This is a genomic window from Paracerasibacillus soli, assembly GCF_042432965.1.
In the GTDB taxonomy this organism is placed as follows: domain Bacteria; phylum Bacillota; class Bacilli; order Bacillales; family Amphibacillaceae; genus Paracerasibacillus; species Paracerasibacillus soli.
Genome location: NZ_JBHLWL010000061.1, coordinates 1 through 16,065 on the forward strand (window position 1 = coordinate 1; position 16,065 = coordinate 16,065).

Consider the following 16,065-nt stretch of genomic DNA (forward strand, 5'->3'; position numbering starts at 1 on the left):
TGTTTATCCTGCCGCTTAAGTGGCAGGATAAACAGATCCCGAATCATTAATATTTTAGCGACCTTAATTCAGCCACCAACACTATTTGACAAAGAGCCACAAAGGGTTCAATCCCTTTTGTTCTGTCTCTTTTTATTTATCTTCTCTTGGCAATACGTTGTGGAAATCTTGTTTACATACTTCGAATATCTTCCAAATCCCCATCCTATTGTAACCTTTAACTTCCAACCGTAGTATTGTTAAATAATTACTTTTATTTTTTCCTTTGAATAACACATACTAAGGATGCGTAATCAAAAAAGACGATTACGTTATAAAAGACGCAGACCTCTAGGTAATTTCATGTTTAACGTGTGGAAGAAAATAAAAATCATATTTCCTCAAACAGCAAAAATTACGATATTGAACAAGATAAGCGTAAGTTTACTGAAATGAGGTGACACACATGGGAAGAGATGAACATCGGAAATCTCGTGGTAAGAGACATCTTGCACAGACGCCTAAAAATCAATTGTCTGATGGATTAGATATTGAGTTCTCCGAGGAACTTGCAGATGATGATGATAAGGAAGCCCAAAACAGAAGCAAAGCTGCTGATAGGCGCGTGAAACAACAAAGAAAAACTTTATAGTATTAAAAAACTGGTGTGATACTCCGATTGGAACACACCAGTTTTCTACTATATCCATTCATCGTACATAAAACAACTTTTTATTACACACTGCCTAATTTTGCACTGATTTCATTGCATCAAACGCGAGAACTTCGTACAATATATGTAGATACTTTCACATACATCATGATATCGTAATCATTAAAAAAGCGAGGAATCAAAATGGGAAATAAAAGTGTTGACGATTATCTCACAGACGGAATTTATGGAACAAGACTGCCTAAACAGGAAGAACGCAATCGATTTCTTGGTACGCTTCGTGAGCGTGTTGTTTTAGCCTTAACAATTGGCCAGGTTATGACTGATAAAGGAGTTAGTCGATTGGCGGAAGAAATGCAAAAACATCCGGAAGCAACACTTATTTTTAATGGCCACGTGGCAAACCAGTTTTTAAAGGAAGAAAAAAAGGTTGCTGAAAAATATAACATTCCATACACAGTCATCACAAACGAGGAAGTGGATACTGACATCGGCGCTGTATTAGCTTATGATTACGCGATTGATAAAGAGGATATTTTTATTTCTGAAAATGAGATTCCTACAAAGGATCCAAACACAAATGAAAAAAGGAAGCCGTTTATATATAAGCTCAAAGACTGGCTTTCATAGTTGATGACCTTATACACAAAAATAGTAGTACAATCCATGCCATTACGCTGGTTGTACTACTATTTTTTTCATTCCTACATTTTTTGAATTCGAATGTTACTAACCATAAGAATTGCTAATATTGTTGTTAGAATTGCATAAAATAGAATCGGTAAGTGTTCTGCAAATAAGGCACAAAATGTTAAGATGACCCCTGCTGCTGTAATAGGGATGCCATAAAATGCACCATCAAATTCTTTTACATTATATCTTGCTAAACGAACAGCACCACAAAGTATAAAAATAATAACTAATGATAGACCGACACCTGGAATACTGTCCAAACTTGTTTGATAAATTAACATTGCTGGTGCAACTCCAAAGGACACCATATCACAAAGGGAATCAAGCTCTTTACCAAAATCTGATTCAATATTATACTTTCTTGCAACCATACCATCAAATCTATCAAACAGTGCCGCTAGGAATATAAACAAAATACTCATGTGAACAAAGCCTTTTAACAAAGTTATAATAGCAACTGCACCAAAACTTAAATTTATTAACGTAATAAAATTAGCCATTTGTGCTTTTATTTTAGTATAATCAATACGTCTAATTAAAAACATAAATCAATCCCCCAGAAAAATTTTATTTTACTTACAAAGGTGTGAAAAAGTATGCTTAAATTTATTTTTAAATATTTTGTGGAATTAACCGGAAATCCCTATAGTTCTTCTATATTAAAATCGTTTGCAAAGTCAAAGTGTAGTAAGCCTCTTATACGACCATTTGCAAATACGTATCAAATCAATCAAAATGAAATGAAATTACCTATTCATCAATATGGTTCACTTCATGACTTTTTCACACGACAGCTTAAAGATAATTTGCGTCCAATTGACGCTTCACCCAACACACTGATATCACCAGTCGATGGTGTTTTAAGTGATATGGGTCCGATTATGAAAAACCAAACCTTTTTTATCAAAGATCGTCTTTATCAATTAGATCATGTACTCGGTAGTAAAGAAAGAGCCAAAAAATATGAGGACGGCTTCTTCTACATTCTTTATTTATCTCCGAGACACTATCATCGTTTTCATTATCCAATAAGTGGGACATTACATTCACGCTATGCTTTAGGTGAAAAGTCATTTCCTGTTAACAGTCTAGGAATGCGTTGGGGTGATGCACTTTTCGCCACAAATTATCGGCTCATTTCTGAACTACAAACAGAATTTGGCAACATAGCGATGGTTAAAGTTGGTGCTTTAAATATTAATTCAATCCAACTCATACATTCAGAAGATAAATTTACAAAGGGTGAAGAGTTAGGATATTTTTCATTTGGATCTACTGTCATTCTCTTTATTGAGAAAAATAGTCAATTCCATTCTCTTATGAATAAAAGTACAGAAGTTACCGTCGGTGAACCTCTCGCTGTGTGGAATAAACAATAAATAGCGAGTACGATGTTTTAAGACTTCTGTTATGAAACAAGGAAAGTGATTTTAGCTTTCCTTCTTCTCAAAACAATAATATTTCTATGCACTTTACAATTCTTGTACATTTTGCTTTCGTAAACGATGACGATAGTATATCGTTCCAAAAACAATGCAAACAACTAATAAAACAATCATACTCCACATGTATTTACGTGTAAAGAGGAAAATGACATTCCAATGTACGCCCAGACGATTCCCTATAACTAAAAATAATAAAACCCAAAAAACAGCGCCTGTATATGCAAATAACGCAAACCTTTTAAAAGAATAGCGTGTTATCCCACTCATATAAGCTGCTACATGTCGGATGCCGGGAATGAAGTAACTAATGACTAGCATGAAAGCACCATATTTATGAAACAATCGCTTTGCCCTCTCAAACGTCCGTTCACTAATGAAAAACCTTTTGCCATATTTTTTTATAAAAGGCTCTCCCAACTTTAGTCCAAGATAATAGCTGATAGAAATACCTAAAACCGATCCTAAAAGTGCGGTAAGAAAGGTAAACGTAAAACTCATTTTTCCAATAGATGTCACATAACCTAAATATGTGAGAAGGACTTCATCTGGAACTGGGAGGCCAATAATACCAAGCGTTAGTAAGCCAAAAATAGCAACATATCCAAATTGACTAATAAATTCGTACCATGTTCCCATATCACTGAACCTGCTTTCACTGATGTTAAAAGCCTTACAATACAAAGTAAAACTTCATTCCGTGGTGGCTTTTTACACTCCCCTATTTGAAAGTTGAAGGGGAACAAAGACTAAAGTAGCAACATCTTGTTCCTACGTCTTTTATGCCCGAAAAAATCGGACTTTTGACTTTCTGTTGATCCAACACTTATCATTCTTCTTTCGCCTAACATTCTTGAAGTGGAATCATACAGCCAATTAGCCTGTAATAAAATTAAATTAATAATATTTCTATTATACATGAATTAAATAGACTATAGGGAGATTCTTCTAAATTAATTTACTTGAATTCTCCCTTCTTTTATGAGCTTATCTACTCATACGTTACTTATGTAAAAAAGATTCATAAAACATATGATTTAGTTGATAATAAACATATGGAGGTGTTTACATATGGGATATATGTACTTATGCCCTAACTGTAAAACAAATCGCTCTCGCTTCAATTTAATTGAGCAAGTTGTTCATCCTATTAAAGTAAATCCACAATCTGGTGAAGTTATCAGTGATTACACAAATCATGAAGTAGAAGCTTTTCATATGAAGTACAAAGGGCCACAGTATCGCGTACAATGTGGGGTTTGTGGAGTCGTCGAGGATGAACGAACATTCAAGAAGTTTGCCGAATCAAATCAGCAATGAAAAAGTGATGACGATATTCCGTCCTAAGCGGTAACGCTATAAAACTTGGTCAGTAAGGGAGTCATGCTCTATAAATTCTAACTGATCAAGTTTGCTATTTTTCGTACAGGATAGAAAAATCCCCTATTTGCTGTTGAAAAAAGGGTACTCAACCCGATAATCCAATTTGATTTATTTCACACGCATTACTTTTATACAATATTCATATTCTTTACACGATGTATGCGTATACAATATAATATACATAATTGTCAATATATTAAGGGGAGGGGTTTTATGAAATCTATTCATGAAGGTACTTTACTTTGGAATCCCAGCCAGACACGAAAGGAACAAGCAAATATTACCCATTACATGAAATGGTTACGAGAACAAAAGGGGCTATCTTTTCACAATTATGATGACTTATGGCAGTGGTCTGTTCACAACTTGGAGGATTTTTGGGAATCACAATGGGAATATTTTAACATCTACTCTACAAAACCATACAATACAGTGCTTACGTCCAATCAGATGCCCGGCGCAAAATGGTTTGCAGACGCAAGAATAAACTACGTAGAACATATCTTTCGAAACCGTCACTTGGAACATCCGGCAATTATCCACACTTCTGAAACGAGGGAAAATAGGGAAGTAACATGGGGTAAGTTATATGAAGATACCGTTGCCATGCAACAAACATTTATAAAGCTCGGTCTACAAAAAGGTGATCGTGTTGTTGCATACTTACCTAATATCTATGAAACTATTGTTTGCTTTCTCGCTACTGCCAGTCTTGGAGCTATCTGGTCTAGTGCTTCTCCTGATTTCGGAACACAAAGTGTCATTGATCGATTTAAACAAATCGCACCTAAAATGATGATTACAGTTGATGGTTATACATACAATGGAAAAAGCTTTGATCGGCTATCTACTATTGAAAATATACAAGCTGAACTTCCATCTCTAGAAGCTACCATTACGATTCCATATTTACATAAAAATGCTAAGTTTAATCATCTAAAAAATACAATAGCTTGGAATGATGCGGTTAAAAGGACAGAAGTAACAGAATTAATATATGAATACGTTGAATTTAATGAACCACTTTGGGTATTATTCTCATCTGGTACAACAGGCGTACCGAAACCAATCGTTCATAGTCAGGGTGGAATTTTACTAGAGCATTTAAAAGCTGTAACATTTCATGTCGATTTAAGTGATGGCGACCGTTTTTTCTGGTATACGACAACTGGTTGGATGATGTGGAACTTTTTAGTCGGTGGGTTACTTGCCGGAAGTACAATTATTTTATACGATGGGAGCCCAACATACCCCCATCACCATATGTTATGGCAACTTGCAGAGGATACAAAAATGACTGTATTTGGAACTAGTGCTAGCTATCTAACAGCATGTATAAAAGATGGTGTTGAGCCCGGGAAAGAATTTAATTTACAGCATTTAAAAAATATCAGCTCAACTGGTTCTCCTCTACCTCCCGAAGGATTTTTATGGTGTTACGAACATGTAAAGCAGGATCTATGGATTGCATCAATTAGTGGCGGAACAGATGTATGTACGGCCTTCATTTTAGGTGCTCCAATTTTACCTGTTTACGCTGGGGAATTACAATGTCGCGGACTTGGGGCGAGTATTGAGAGCTTTGATGAAACAGGGAAAGCTGAATTAGATAAAGTTGGTGAGCTTGTCTTAACAAAGCCTTTTCCTGCCATGCCCATCTACTTTTGGAATGATCAAGATGGGTCTCGCTATCGGGATAGTTATTTCGATATGTTTCCGGGTATTTGGCGTCACGGCGACTATGTGAAACTTACAGAACGTGGTACTTGTATTATTTACGGACGTTCAGATGCAACAATCAATCGTGGTGGAATACGAATAGGGACGAGTGAAATTTATCGAGCAATTGATCAAATTGATGGAATAAAAGATAGCCTAATTGTTGATATTCCTTTAAACAACGGTGATTCCTTTGTTCCGCTTTTTATTATATTAAATAAAGACATCGTACTTACCGATACTATGAAAAAGGAAATAAACAATCAAATTCGTATACATTGCTCACCAAGGCATGTGCCAAACGCGATATATGCTGTACCTGATATACCGCGAACCTTAAATGGAAAAAAACTAGAAGTTCCAGTGAAAAAGATTTTAATGGGGCAGCCGCTTGAAAATGTTGTGAATCAAGGTTCACTACGTAATCCCGAGACCCTCTCCTATTTTATCAATTTTACGAAAGAACATTTATGAAAGATATAGCAAAAGGAGACTAGAATATAAAAGGTCTGACTCCCTCGTTTAGCTACATACTAGTAGAAAAGTTCAGTATTTCATACTAAATATAGTAGTTGAGGGAGCTGACACTTTGGTTTTATCCCGTCCCCTTATGTTCCAGCATCTTATATTATTTCGTATACACAACAAGGTCACCTGATGTGGATTGTACTGTAATAGGATGCGTACCATCTTCCATGATCCCTGTTATATGTTTATTTGACTTCCTTATCAAACGTAAAGGAAGGTTTGTTACCAGATCACCCGAATTTGTTTTCATATCTAATTGGCTAGGTAAATCTTTCCCCCCTAAATGAATCGTTATATCACCGCTAGTAGATGTCATATCTAGTGGACGTATTTCATCCATTTGACATTTCATATTCCCTGATGACGAATTGCCAACAACTTGTCCACAAAAATGTATAAACTTCATGTCTCCAGACGTTAGTTTTGTACGTAAAAGGCCTACATGAACATTTTCGCCAAGTATACTGCCTGATGTAGCACTACAAACTAATTTTTCTGCTTGAATATCATGTAGTTTTACATTACCTGAAGTTGCTTGAAAGGATACCTCTGTTCCACGAATTGCCATCGCCCTTATATTTCCCGAAGTTACTCCTCCTTCTACATCACCGTATACTTCCGAAAGCGTAATATTACCAGATGATGCAGACACGGAAATCTTATCGGATTTTATGTACTCGCAATTCATATCTCCTGAAGTACCTTTAATATTTACATTCGCAATTAGCAAATCCCTCAATTTCAAATCTCCAGACCTTGACGAGATTTTCAGACGTTCAGCAACAATCTTTTCTATTTCAACATTTCCTGAAGTAGTCTGGATATTCCATTGTTCAACACATTCTCTTGGTAGTTTTATCGTCAAACGGCATGATAAATAGCGATGAATTGAAAGGATAGATCGATTACCATGCTCTTGATTTCTTACAGTAATTTCAATACTTTCCCCTTCAGATGAAATCGCTAAATCAGGACCATCCTCATACGTTTGTAAAACTATATCTATTTCGGGGTTGTCATGCGGAAATATACGTATGTCTACTTCTTTTGAAACAACATGAAACTTTTTAATTGAAGAAATCGCAATTGTCTCACTCACTACTTTTCGTTCACGAGAACCAGTTAAATTATCTAGTACATGTGATAAGGCACCTTTCAAAACAACCACTCCCACTCCTTGTTTAGTCTTCTATATTTAGTTTATCTCTTCTTAAACTGAATAAATACCTTCTCTTGAAGTAGTTTTTCTCCGCCTGAAGTCTGATTGAAGCACCATTATCAAATGCTCCATGCTCATGTGTACACGATGACGCGCAACCACAACCGTGAACTTATTCCATATCTAAAAATCGACGTCTTATATCTGGAGTCGGTAAAAGACAATATACTTTTTTTCCAAACCATTTATAGCGACGTTTCGCAACCATTTGATAAAATAAATCTGTTATCGGTTTGGGAATGTACCGTAAACAATAGAATATCTTCCATCCTCCTTTTAAATATCTACAAACTTGAAAAGCGGCTGTTGACCGATCATACACTACTTCTCTATCTACCAGTAAAAAACTATCCACACCTTGATGTTCTGGAAATCCCTTTAATAATTGCTGACCAATCTCACTTTGTAATGAAGCAAATTTAAAAACCGCATCTGGATCTCTTTTTATGATAAATTGCACACTTGCATCGCAAAAATTACAATCTCCATCAAATAAAATGGTGGGACCCATCAACCCGCATCCTTTCTTCTTGTAAGCCATATCTTAAGCTATTTGTTTCTTCTGTGTTAGTAAGCTTATGATAACATATACCAAAAATGAAATGACAATTGGTAATACAACTGGATGTAAGTCAAATAATCGCGGAAAAAATCGATCCATCACAATAAATAAAACAATTCCTACAACCATGGATGAGAGAGCACCATATTTATTACCCTTTTTCCAATAAAGCCCCATCACAATCGGCCAAATAAACGCCGCCTCTAATCCACCAAAGGCAAATAAGTTTAGCCAAATAATTAAATCAGATGGATTGATTGCCATTACAAATACGAGAATACCAATTAATGCCGTAACCGAAAAACTCGTCCATTTTATTACCTGCTGTGATGCATTAGGCTGGATATAATTTAAATAAACATCTTTTACAACAGTTGAGCTTACCAATAATAAAAGGGAATCGACCGTCGACATAATTGCAGCCATTGGCGCTGCTAGGACAATACCTGCAAGCCACGGTGGTAAGACATCTAACGCTAATAGTGGCATCACCTTATCCGTTGCATCTGCACTAATTCCAGGTAAAATTACCCTGCCAAATGCACCAATTAAATGCATATTTAACATAATAAACCCAACTACAAACGTACCAATAATAATCGCTCTATGCATGGAACGTGAATTTTTATATGACATCGCCCTAACCGCAATCTGCGGTAAAGCTACAACCCCTACACCTACCAAAATCCAAAATGAAGATACATAAGCGGGTGATAAACTTCTATCCGCACCAAACGGCGTAATTAAATTTGGATTTTCCGCTGTTAAATCCGCAATAATTGCTGGTATACCACCTCCTGCAATGATGACGGCAATAAGCAGGATTAACGTTCCAATAAACATGATGCTCCCTTGAACTGCATCCGTTAATGCAACCGCGCGAAATCCTCCAACAGTTACATAAACTAGAACAGTTACAGCAAAAATAAATAATGAACTAGTATAAGACAACCCCGTTAATGATTCAATTAATCGACCACCACCAATCCATTGGGCAGCCATAGCAGAAAATAGAAATACGATAATACTAAATGAAGAAATGAATACAACCCATTTAGATTGATAACGTTCTTTTAAATAATCAACCAACGTTACCGCTTTAAAACGACGCGTCGTAATCGCGAATTTTTTACCCAAAATCATAAGAACAAAGTATCCAGTTGCAACTTGTGTCATCGAAAGCAATACCCAACCAAGTCCCATCGAGTAGGCCATCCCTGGTCCACTTAAAAAGCTACTTGAACTACCATATGTGGCAGTCATAGTCATTGCCAAGACAAAACCACCAAGACTTCTTCCCCCTAAAAAGTAATCATTCAGAAAGGAAGTAGACGAAGTAAGTTGACGTGATGCCCAAATACCAACAAAGAGCATACTAATTACTATTAAAATAAACGGAATCATTGCTTCAATATTCATTCGTCTGTCTCCTCCTCATCTAAAGGAATCTCAACAAAAAACAATTTCACAACAAAAATCACTAAAATCATCATGACAATAAATCCTACGACACAGCTATAAAAGAACCACGCGGGAAGTCCCATAATATATGTATAAGTGGAAGGGTCTTTACTCCCTAACCCATATGCAAATAGAAACCACCAAACAAAGTTAATGATGACTAACCCAACACCGAATAACGCTTCCTTATTTGCGATTTTCTCATATTTTTTTTGCAAGATATTAACCTCCTCAAAGGCAAAATAGAATTATATAAAATATAACGTAGTTTACACAATATTGAAACATTGACGCTCATGCTATATTTTTCTTTTTATCGACTCAGACAAATCACTATCGTGTAGCAGCGAAATGAATAACTTCAATGCTTTCGTTTGAAAGGGAGACATTGTGATGTAGGAAAACTGGCGATGATAAGGTGTTCCCTCGACTGGCAATATGATTAATTCATGATGTTTGAGTTCTTTTTGAATCGCCCACTTAGATAATAAACTAATTCCTAAACCAGCCGCAACTGCCTCCTTTATTGGTTGTGTACTACTAAACTTCATTGTTCTCTCCGGTTTAATTGTTAATTCCGCGAAAAGATTTTCTAATGATTCTCTAGTACCAGAACCTTCTTCTCTTATAATCCACATACTTTGTTCCAAATCTTGTTTCTTTATTAAGGGTTGCGTTGTGAGAGGATTATTTGGAGATGCGACGATATATAGTTGATCATCAGCAAATGGTGTCTTTTCTAAATGAACCCCATTCATCATCCCTTCTATAATACCAATATCTAATTGATGCGTGAGTACCAACTCCGTAATATGCGCTGTGTTTCCAATCGTAATAGTTGGTTGGATACCTGGATATTTATTTTGCATCATGGCAATAATATGCGGTAGAACATATTCACCGAATGTATAACTCGCTCCAATTGTTAGTATCCCCTTTGCTTTGTTTGTAATATCATCTAGGAGATTTTCCATCTTCGTATAAAGACCAATTATTTCTTTTGCATGATGGTAGACAACTTCTCCAGCTTTGTTTAAACGGACATATTTATTTGTCCTTTCCAGTAGTCTTGTACCTACATCCTCTTCCAGCATACGAATGTACTGGCTCACAGCTGGTTGTGTCATATGTAGTTCTTTAGCGGCACGAGAAAAGTTTTCTTGTTCCACTACTGTCACGAATACGAGTAAATTTTTATCCAATTTCATCCCTACTTCCAATAGTATTATAACAGAATACTTATCATCATGATTACTATTATTTATTTTACTTATACAAGGAGAACACTTACAATTAATCTATAGTTAGGAGGCGATTCCATGAGTGTTCAACAAACACAACAACAAAATAAAAATGATAATACTGCACTAAAATGGGTTGTAGGTGTTGTATTTACATTTTTCATTGCATTTTTAGGCTACTTATTAGCAAAAGTACCTGGCTTTGATCATGTTGGACAGTTAGCAAGTGCCATCATCATCGCAGTCATATACCGTCAAATATTTGGTTATCCCGAAATAATCCGTAACGGCATCACATTTTCATCGAAAAAATTATTACGTTTTGCAATTATTTTATACGGTTTAAAACTTAATATTGATGTTGTTTTTCATGATGGACTTGGATTACTTGCCCGTGATGCAGTTATTATTACATTTGCCATCCTTTTTACAGTTTGGTTAGCAAAACGATTAAAAGCAGATTCCTCTATCTCTTTATTACTTGGGGTAGGTACAGGAGTTTGTGGTGCAGCCGCGATTGCAGCTATAGCACCAATTGTAAAGGCTAAGGATGAAGATACCGCCATTGGTGTAGGAATAATTGCCCTAATGGGTACTGTATTTGCTATTGGTTATACCATTATCCGACCTATTCTACCGCTTAGTGATGTAGACTATGGGATATGGTCAGGTATGAGTCTTCATGAGCTTGCACACGTTGCAATAGCAGCCGACCCAGCTGGTAAGGATGCATTAGCAATTGCATTATTAGCAAAGCTAGGACGTGTATTTTTGCTTGTCCCACTCAGCTTTATTTTCATTTATTTAATGAATCGTAAGAATAAAAATTCCAACACAAGCAATGCTAAAGTTGAATTTCCATACTTTTTATTAGGATTTATTGCGCTAAGTATTGTTGGTAGTTATGTATTAGGACCAATTATTCCTATTTCCAACCAAACTTTAGATACAATTTCTACTATTACAACATGGCTCTTAACTGCAGCAATGGTCGGATTAGGACTAAATGTAAGTATCAAGGATTTGCGTACTAGAGCATTAAAGCCGCTAATCGCAATGACAATCACTTCTGTTTTAGTATCCATTCTTGCGTACATCATTATTTAATAACAGAATCTACGTGCTATGAGGCTTTGCCTATTAGCACGTTTTTTACTTTAATCTGTGATTGCACATCGTTACCTACTTAAACAGCTTGAAATGTTCTCCATTCCATTATATAATAGGTTCCAGTTACTTAAATACATGGGGCATTAGCTCAGCTGGGAGAGCGCTTGCCTGGCAGGCAAGAGGTCAGCGGTTCGAGCCCGCTATGCTCCACTACTTGGAAACCCTTGGTATATCAGGGTTTCTTTTCGTTTTAGAGGGTTGATTTAAGAGGAACTTGGGGTGTCTCTGGTTCATAGACAATAAAGTGCAACTTAATATCAAATAGTCGCTCCTTCTCTAAATGCCTATCGTTACAATGTCCTGAGTGGTTGGTTCGTCACTAATATCCCATCCCAATAAGATTTAAAGTAAATCTAACTTTTTCTGAATTAACCTCGCACTCTTTAGCACCTTCATATATTAAAAGTTAAGTAAACCCATCCTTTTAAAAATTGTTGCTACAAGTAAAAACATAAAGGCTGCACCGCCAAATTGGATGCATAATTGACCGAAGACTGCTAATGAACCTTCCCCAAATCCAAAAAATAAGCGTACCGCACCTGCAGCGATAATACCACCCATTATATAAATAAGTGATATAGATACGAAGGAAAATTGCTTCTTTTGTTCTAAAAAATCTACTAAATAGGAATATGGAATACCTATTAATAGAAAAAACGGTACTGAATAAAACATGATAACAATCATACTGCTAAATAAAGGATACATTTCCCTTGTCTCTTGATCTGACATTAAATATGCTATTGTAGCAACAATCAAGCTAAACAAAAAACATGAAACTATAGCGATAATAATCTTTTTAACCATTCCCTCTCTCCCTTCATGACGTTTTTGTATCATTACATTTTATCACACTTTTTTATTCAGCATCGCCTATTTATTATAATTTTCACATTACCTGAGACCACGTATAAAATGAACATAGTGATGAGGGATTGATACCTCAAAATTTCCAATCTCTCATGTTATTATAGATTTGTGTTAACCATCCGCTGATAAAGCACAAGGCAATCATACTGACATCCATTTCAGCAGCTGGTTATTTTAGTCATGGATTTGGTCATGGATTTGGTCATGGAACTAGAAAGTAAAAGTTAAACAATACAGGACTCTATCGGACACAAGAGGTCAAATAACATTGCTACTTTGGGTTTTTCAAAGCTCCTCTAGGATATTACTGGAAACAACTCCGAGCCCCTATGCTCCACTACCATGAAACACCTACAAATTCACACTTGTAGGTGTTTTTTTGCGATTTAGAAGCGTTAGTACAAATGATATCATGATCCTTCTCTCATTATATTTTAAGAATGACGCTAGTTGTATGCACACATTAACGTGAAATGATTTCACTCATATTATTTGATTTGAAAAGTATATCGGAAGTCTATTAAATTAATTGATTTGCACTGAATAATAGATAATAAGATATGTATCCTAACCTAGCAGCAAAAATATCCCCTTTATTTTCCATCTATATTTCACAAAAAAACTTCATTATTATCTTAACTTTATACCTTTTCTTACCGAAAATAATGATGTTACATGATCACTCATCACTTCTTCACGTTAAGTACGTAAAAATATAATGATAAAGAGGAGCTCCCAAACATGGAACATCAAAGCACAAAAAGGAAAGGTTCTAGATTAGGATCTTTTTATGCAAACTCACTACAAAATAAAATATTAATTCCTTTTATTTTGCTTATCTTTTGTACTGGATTAGTTGCTGCTTTTATTAGTTACTTTTCTAGTGTAAAAAACACAACAAATGTCCTTAGTGAAAACGTCAAAGGTCAAATGGTAAGTATGGATGACACATTTGATATTTTCTTTTCGAATGTATCTAGTATATTAGATCGCTTTTCAACGAATCACTTACTAACGAACTATAACACGAAAGACAAAAATGAATTAATACAATCCTTTAAAGAAACAAAAGAAGCAACACCTTCATTAGTTTCCGTATATATGAGTACAAATGGCGGAGAATTTATTAATTATCCTACAACGAAAGCCGCCCACGACTTCAATGCAAAGGAAAGATTATGGTATCAAGATGCCACACAAGCTAACGGTAAAGTTGTTTGGTCTGAACCGTACAGTGATGCTGGGACAGGTAAGACAGTTATTACTGCTTCAAAAGCCTATTATAACGGTGACAAACTCATGGGTGTTGTTGCGGCAGACATACTTATTGACACGCTTGTTGATATGATTAATAAAGTAAAAATTGGAGAAACTGGTTATGCTGTTATATTTGATAGTCAAGGAAAGGTTATCGCACATCCCGATAAATCTTATATTGGAAAAGACCTATCAAATGAGCAATATTACAAAGAAATGATAAAGGCTGGGAACCAGGGTATTGTTAAATATCAATTAGAAGGCGAAGATAAAGTATTGGGATTCGCTAAAAACACTACAACAAATTGGCTCATTACTGGTACCGTTTATGTACAAGACTTCCAAAAGCAAGCTCGTTCCATTATCGCACCAATCTCTATCGGTGTCGGAATTATTATGGTCCTTGCTATCCTAATATCCGTTTTCACGACGAGAAAGATTATCTTATCTCTTAAAATTGTAATGGAGCGAATGAAGCAGATTGCTAGTGGTAATTTGAGTCATAAGCCATTTCATACACAATCGCAAGATGAAATAGGGCAACTTATTCAAGCAACAAACGATATGAGCATCACGATGCGCGAGTTAATTAATGAAGTAAATAATGTAACAGACTCTGTGTTAACCCATAGTGAAGAATTAACACAATCTGCTGGTGAAGTTAAAACTGCATCTGAACAAGTTTCTTCGACTATGCAGGAACTAGCATCTGGTTCAGAAATTCAAGCAAGAGGTGCGAGCGACCTAGCATCCTCGATGCAAGCATTTGCCCGCGATTTGGAACATGTTAACGAGAATAGCGAGCAATTAGAGCAATCTACTGGTAGTATCATTGACACGACAAAAGAAGGTAGCCATTTAATGGATGCTTCCAAACAACAAATGCAGACAATTTATCAGATTGTGCTAGATGCCGTTAAAAAAGTAAAAGGGCTTGAATTGCAATCGCAGGAAATATCTAAATTAGTAGACGTTATTAAAGATATTGCAGATCAAACGAATTTATTAGCATTAAACGCTGCAATCGAAGCAGCTCGTGCAGGAGAGCATGGTAAGGGATTCTCTGTTGTAGCTGATGAAGTAAGAAAGCTTGCTGAACAAGTATCAAGTTCTGTCGCCGACATCACAGGAATTGTAGCAAACATCCAATCTGAATCTAACGTTGTCACAGAAGCATTACAAACCGGTTATCAAGCGGCGGAAGCTGGTACAAATCAAATTGAAATAACCGGTCAGAAGTTTAATGAAATTAATGATTCGATTGCAAATATAGGTGACAATATTACTGTCATAACTGAAAACATTGAGAATATCACTGCCAAAAGTCAGCAAATGAATGGGGCTGTAGAAGATATTGCAGCAATTTCAGAGGAATCTGCTGCTGGTATCGAACAAACATCTGCTTCATCTGAACAAACAAGTGCTTCAATGGAGGAAATAGCTAGCAGCTCTAAAGAACTAGTTGAACTTGCAGAAAAGCTGAATCAATTAGTTAGCCATTTTAAGTTATAGACTGCATCCTTCTTTTTAACGAGTTTAAGACATAAAAAGATAACGGAGTCAGCTTTAATCTCAGATACAAATAAAACCGTATGAAATCAAGGTTTATGGGCCATGATTTCATACGGTTTATTCATTTTTCACTGTCTGATCCAATCATGTTTGTCTTCTAATTTAAAAGGATGGTCGAAACAATGGGAAAACTATTTTTATCCATGATTATTTGTGGTAAACTATGAGCAGTATTTTGTATTGAACGATGACACAGACAATAGAACCAAACTGTCTCGTAACGTGCCTGTTAATTTACTTATATTTATTGAAGATACTGCTGATTCCCCCGCTTCGGCAGAATACTTCGCTTTCCG

The 16,065-nt window shown here is 35.8% G+C and carries 15 protein-coding genes and 1 tRNA gene; 8 read left to right on the forward strand and 8 right to left on the reverse strand.

Features of this window, described 5'->3' with window-relative positions; translation table 11 throughout:
• The first annotated feature begins 445 nt into the window (after positions 1 to 445).
• Both ACFFIS_RS14525 and ACFFIS_RS14530 read left to right on the forward strand, forming a co-directional pair.
• Positions 446 to 631, forward strand: coding sequence for a YfhD family protein (locus ACFFIS_RS14525; RefSeq protein ID WP_320381201.1), 186 nt, complete (start codon positions 446 to 448; stop codon positions 629 to 631).
• Positions 632 to 835: 204 nt separating this feature from the next.
• Positions 836 to 1,282, forward strand: a complete 447-nt coding sequence (locus ACFFIS_RS14530; RefSeq protein WP_320381200.1) for a YueI family protein — start codon at positions 836 to 838, stop codon at positions 1,280 to 1,282.
• 74 nt (positions 1,283 to 1,356) lie between these two features.
• On the opposite strand, the gene pssA is transcribed toward ACFFIS_RS14530, so the two are convergent.
• On the reverse strand, positions 1,357 to 1,890 hold the full coding sequence (gene pssA / locus ACFFIS_RS14535; protein ID WP_320381199.1) for a CDP-diacylglycerol--serine O-phosphatidyltransferase: 534 nt from the start codon (positions 1,888 to 1,890) through the stop codon (positions 1,357 to 1,359).
• A 51-nt stretch (positions 1,891 to 1,941) separates the two neighbouring features.
• Here pssA and ACFFIS_RS14540 point away from each other — a divergent pair, with 51 nt between their 5' ends.
• Positions 1,942 to 2,724: a phosphatidylserine decarboxylase gene (locus ACFFIS_RS14540; RefSeq protein ID WP_390188122.1), complete on the forward strand. Its 783-nt coding sequence runs from the start codon at positions 1,942 to 1,944 to the stop codon at positions 2,722 to 2,724.
• 93 nt (positions 2,725 to 2,817) lie between these two features.
• Here the strand turns inward: ACFFIS_RS14540 and ACFFIS_RS14545 are convergent, their stop codons facing one another.
• A complete protein-coding gene (locus tag ACFFIS_RS14545) occupies positions 2,818 to 3,426 on the reverse strand; it encodes a DedA family protein (RefSeq protein ID WP_320381197.1) in 609 nt (202 codons plus the stop codon).
• Between the two features lie 432 nt (positions 3,427 to 3,858).
• Here ACFFIS_RS14545 and ACFFIS_RS14550 point away from each other — a divergent pair, with 432 nt between their 5' ends.
• Positions 3,859 to 4,107 (forward strand): DNA alkylation repair protein, encoded by a 249-nt coding sequence (locus ACFFIS_RS14550; RefSeq protein WP_320381196.1) that lies wholly within the window; start codon positions 3,859 to 3,861, stop codon positions 4,105 to 4,107.
• Positions 4,108 to 4,383: 276 nt separating this feature from the next.
• The gene (locus tag ACFFIS_RS14555; protein ID WP_390188124.1) at positions 4,384 to 6,363 is read left to right on the forward strand and encodes an acetoacetate--CoA ligase; all 1,980 of its coding nucleotides are present in this window, start codon (positions 4,384 to 4,386) and stop codon (positions 6,361 to 6,363) included.
• Positions 6,364 to 6,517: 154 nt separating this feature from the next.
• Here the strand turns inward: ACFFIS_RS14555 and ACFFIS_RS14560 are convergent, their stop codons facing one another.
• The 5 genes from ACFFIS_RS14560 to ACFFIS_RS14580 all read right to left on the reverse strand — a co-directional run bounded on the left by ACFFIS_RS14560 (position 6,518) and on the right by ACFFIS_RS14580 (position 10,861).
• Complete coding sequence (locus tag ACFFIS_RS14560; RefSeq protein WP_390188125.1) at positions 6,518 to 7,576, reverse strand: DUF4097 family beta strand repeat-containing protein; 1,059 nt, start codon at positions 7,574 to 7,576, stop codon at positions 6,518 to 6,520.
• Between the two features lie 172 nt (positions 7,577 to 7,748).
• On the reverse strand, positions 7,749 to 8,147 hold the full coding sequence (locus ACFFIS_RS14565; RefSeq protein ID WP_320381191.1) for a thiol-disulfide oxidoreductase DCC family protein: 399 nt from the start codon (positions 8,145 to 8,147) through the stop codon (positions 7,749 to 7,751).
• 33 nt (positions 8,148 to 8,180) lie between these two features.
• Positions 8,181 to 9,617, reverse strand: a complete 1,437-nt coding sequence (gene panF, locus ACFFIS_RS14570; RefSeq protein ID WP_390188127.1) for a sodium/pantothenate symporter — start codon at positions 9,615 to 9,617, stop codon at positions 8,181 to 8,183.
• Positions 9,614 to 9,880 (reverse strand): YhdT family protein, encoded by a 267-nt coding sequence (locus ACFFIS_RS14575; RefSeq protein ID WP_320381550.1) that lies wholly within the window; start codon positions 9,878 to 9,880, stop codon positions 9,614 to 9,616. The genes panF and ACFFIS_RS14575 overlap by 4 nt, the downstream gene beginning before the upstream one ends.
• A 78-nt stretch (positions 9,881 to 9,958) precedes the next feature.
• Complete coding sequence (locus tag ACFFIS_RS14580) at positions 9,959 to 10,861, reverse strand: LysR family transcriptional regulator (RefSeq protein WP_320381190.1); 903 nt, start codon at positions 10,859 to 10,861, stop codon at positions 9,959 to 9,961.
• Between the two features lie 117 nt (positions 10,862 to 10,978).
• Between ACFFIS_RS14580 and ACFFIS_RS14585 the strand changes: the two genes are divergently transcribed.
• Together ACFFIS_RS14585 and ACFFIS_RS14590 are read left to right on the forward strand one after the other, a co-directional pair.
• A complete protein-coding gene (locus ACFFIS_RS14585) occupies positions 10,979 to 12,007 on the forward strand; it encodes a YeiH family protein (RefSeq protein WP_390188128.1) in 1,029 nt (342 codons plus the stop codon).
• Between the two features lie 140 nt (positions 12,008 to 12,147).
• A tRNA-Ala gene (locus ACFFIS_RS14590) sits at positions 12,148 to 12,220 on the forward strand.
• A 249-nt stretch (positions 12,221 to 12,469) separates the two neighbouring features.
• Here ACFFIS_RS14590 and ACFFIS_RS14595 read toward each other — a convergent pair.
• Complete coding sequence (locus ACFFIS_RS14595; protein ID WP_320381189.1) at positions 12,470 to 12,877, reverse strand: hypothetical protein; 408 nt, start codon at positions 12,875 to 12,877, stop codon at positions 12,470 to 12,472.
• 804 nt (positions 12,878 to 13,681) lie between these two features.
• Here ACFFIS_RS14595 and ACFFIS_RS14600 point away from each other — a divergent pair.
• Entirely contained in the window at positions 13,682 to 15,709 is a 2,028-nt protein-coding gene (locus ACFFIS_RS14600) for a methyl-accepting chemotaxis protein (RefSeq protein ID WP_390188130.1), read from the forward strand.
• The last annotated feature ends 356 nt before the right edge of the window (positions 15,710 to 16,065 follow it).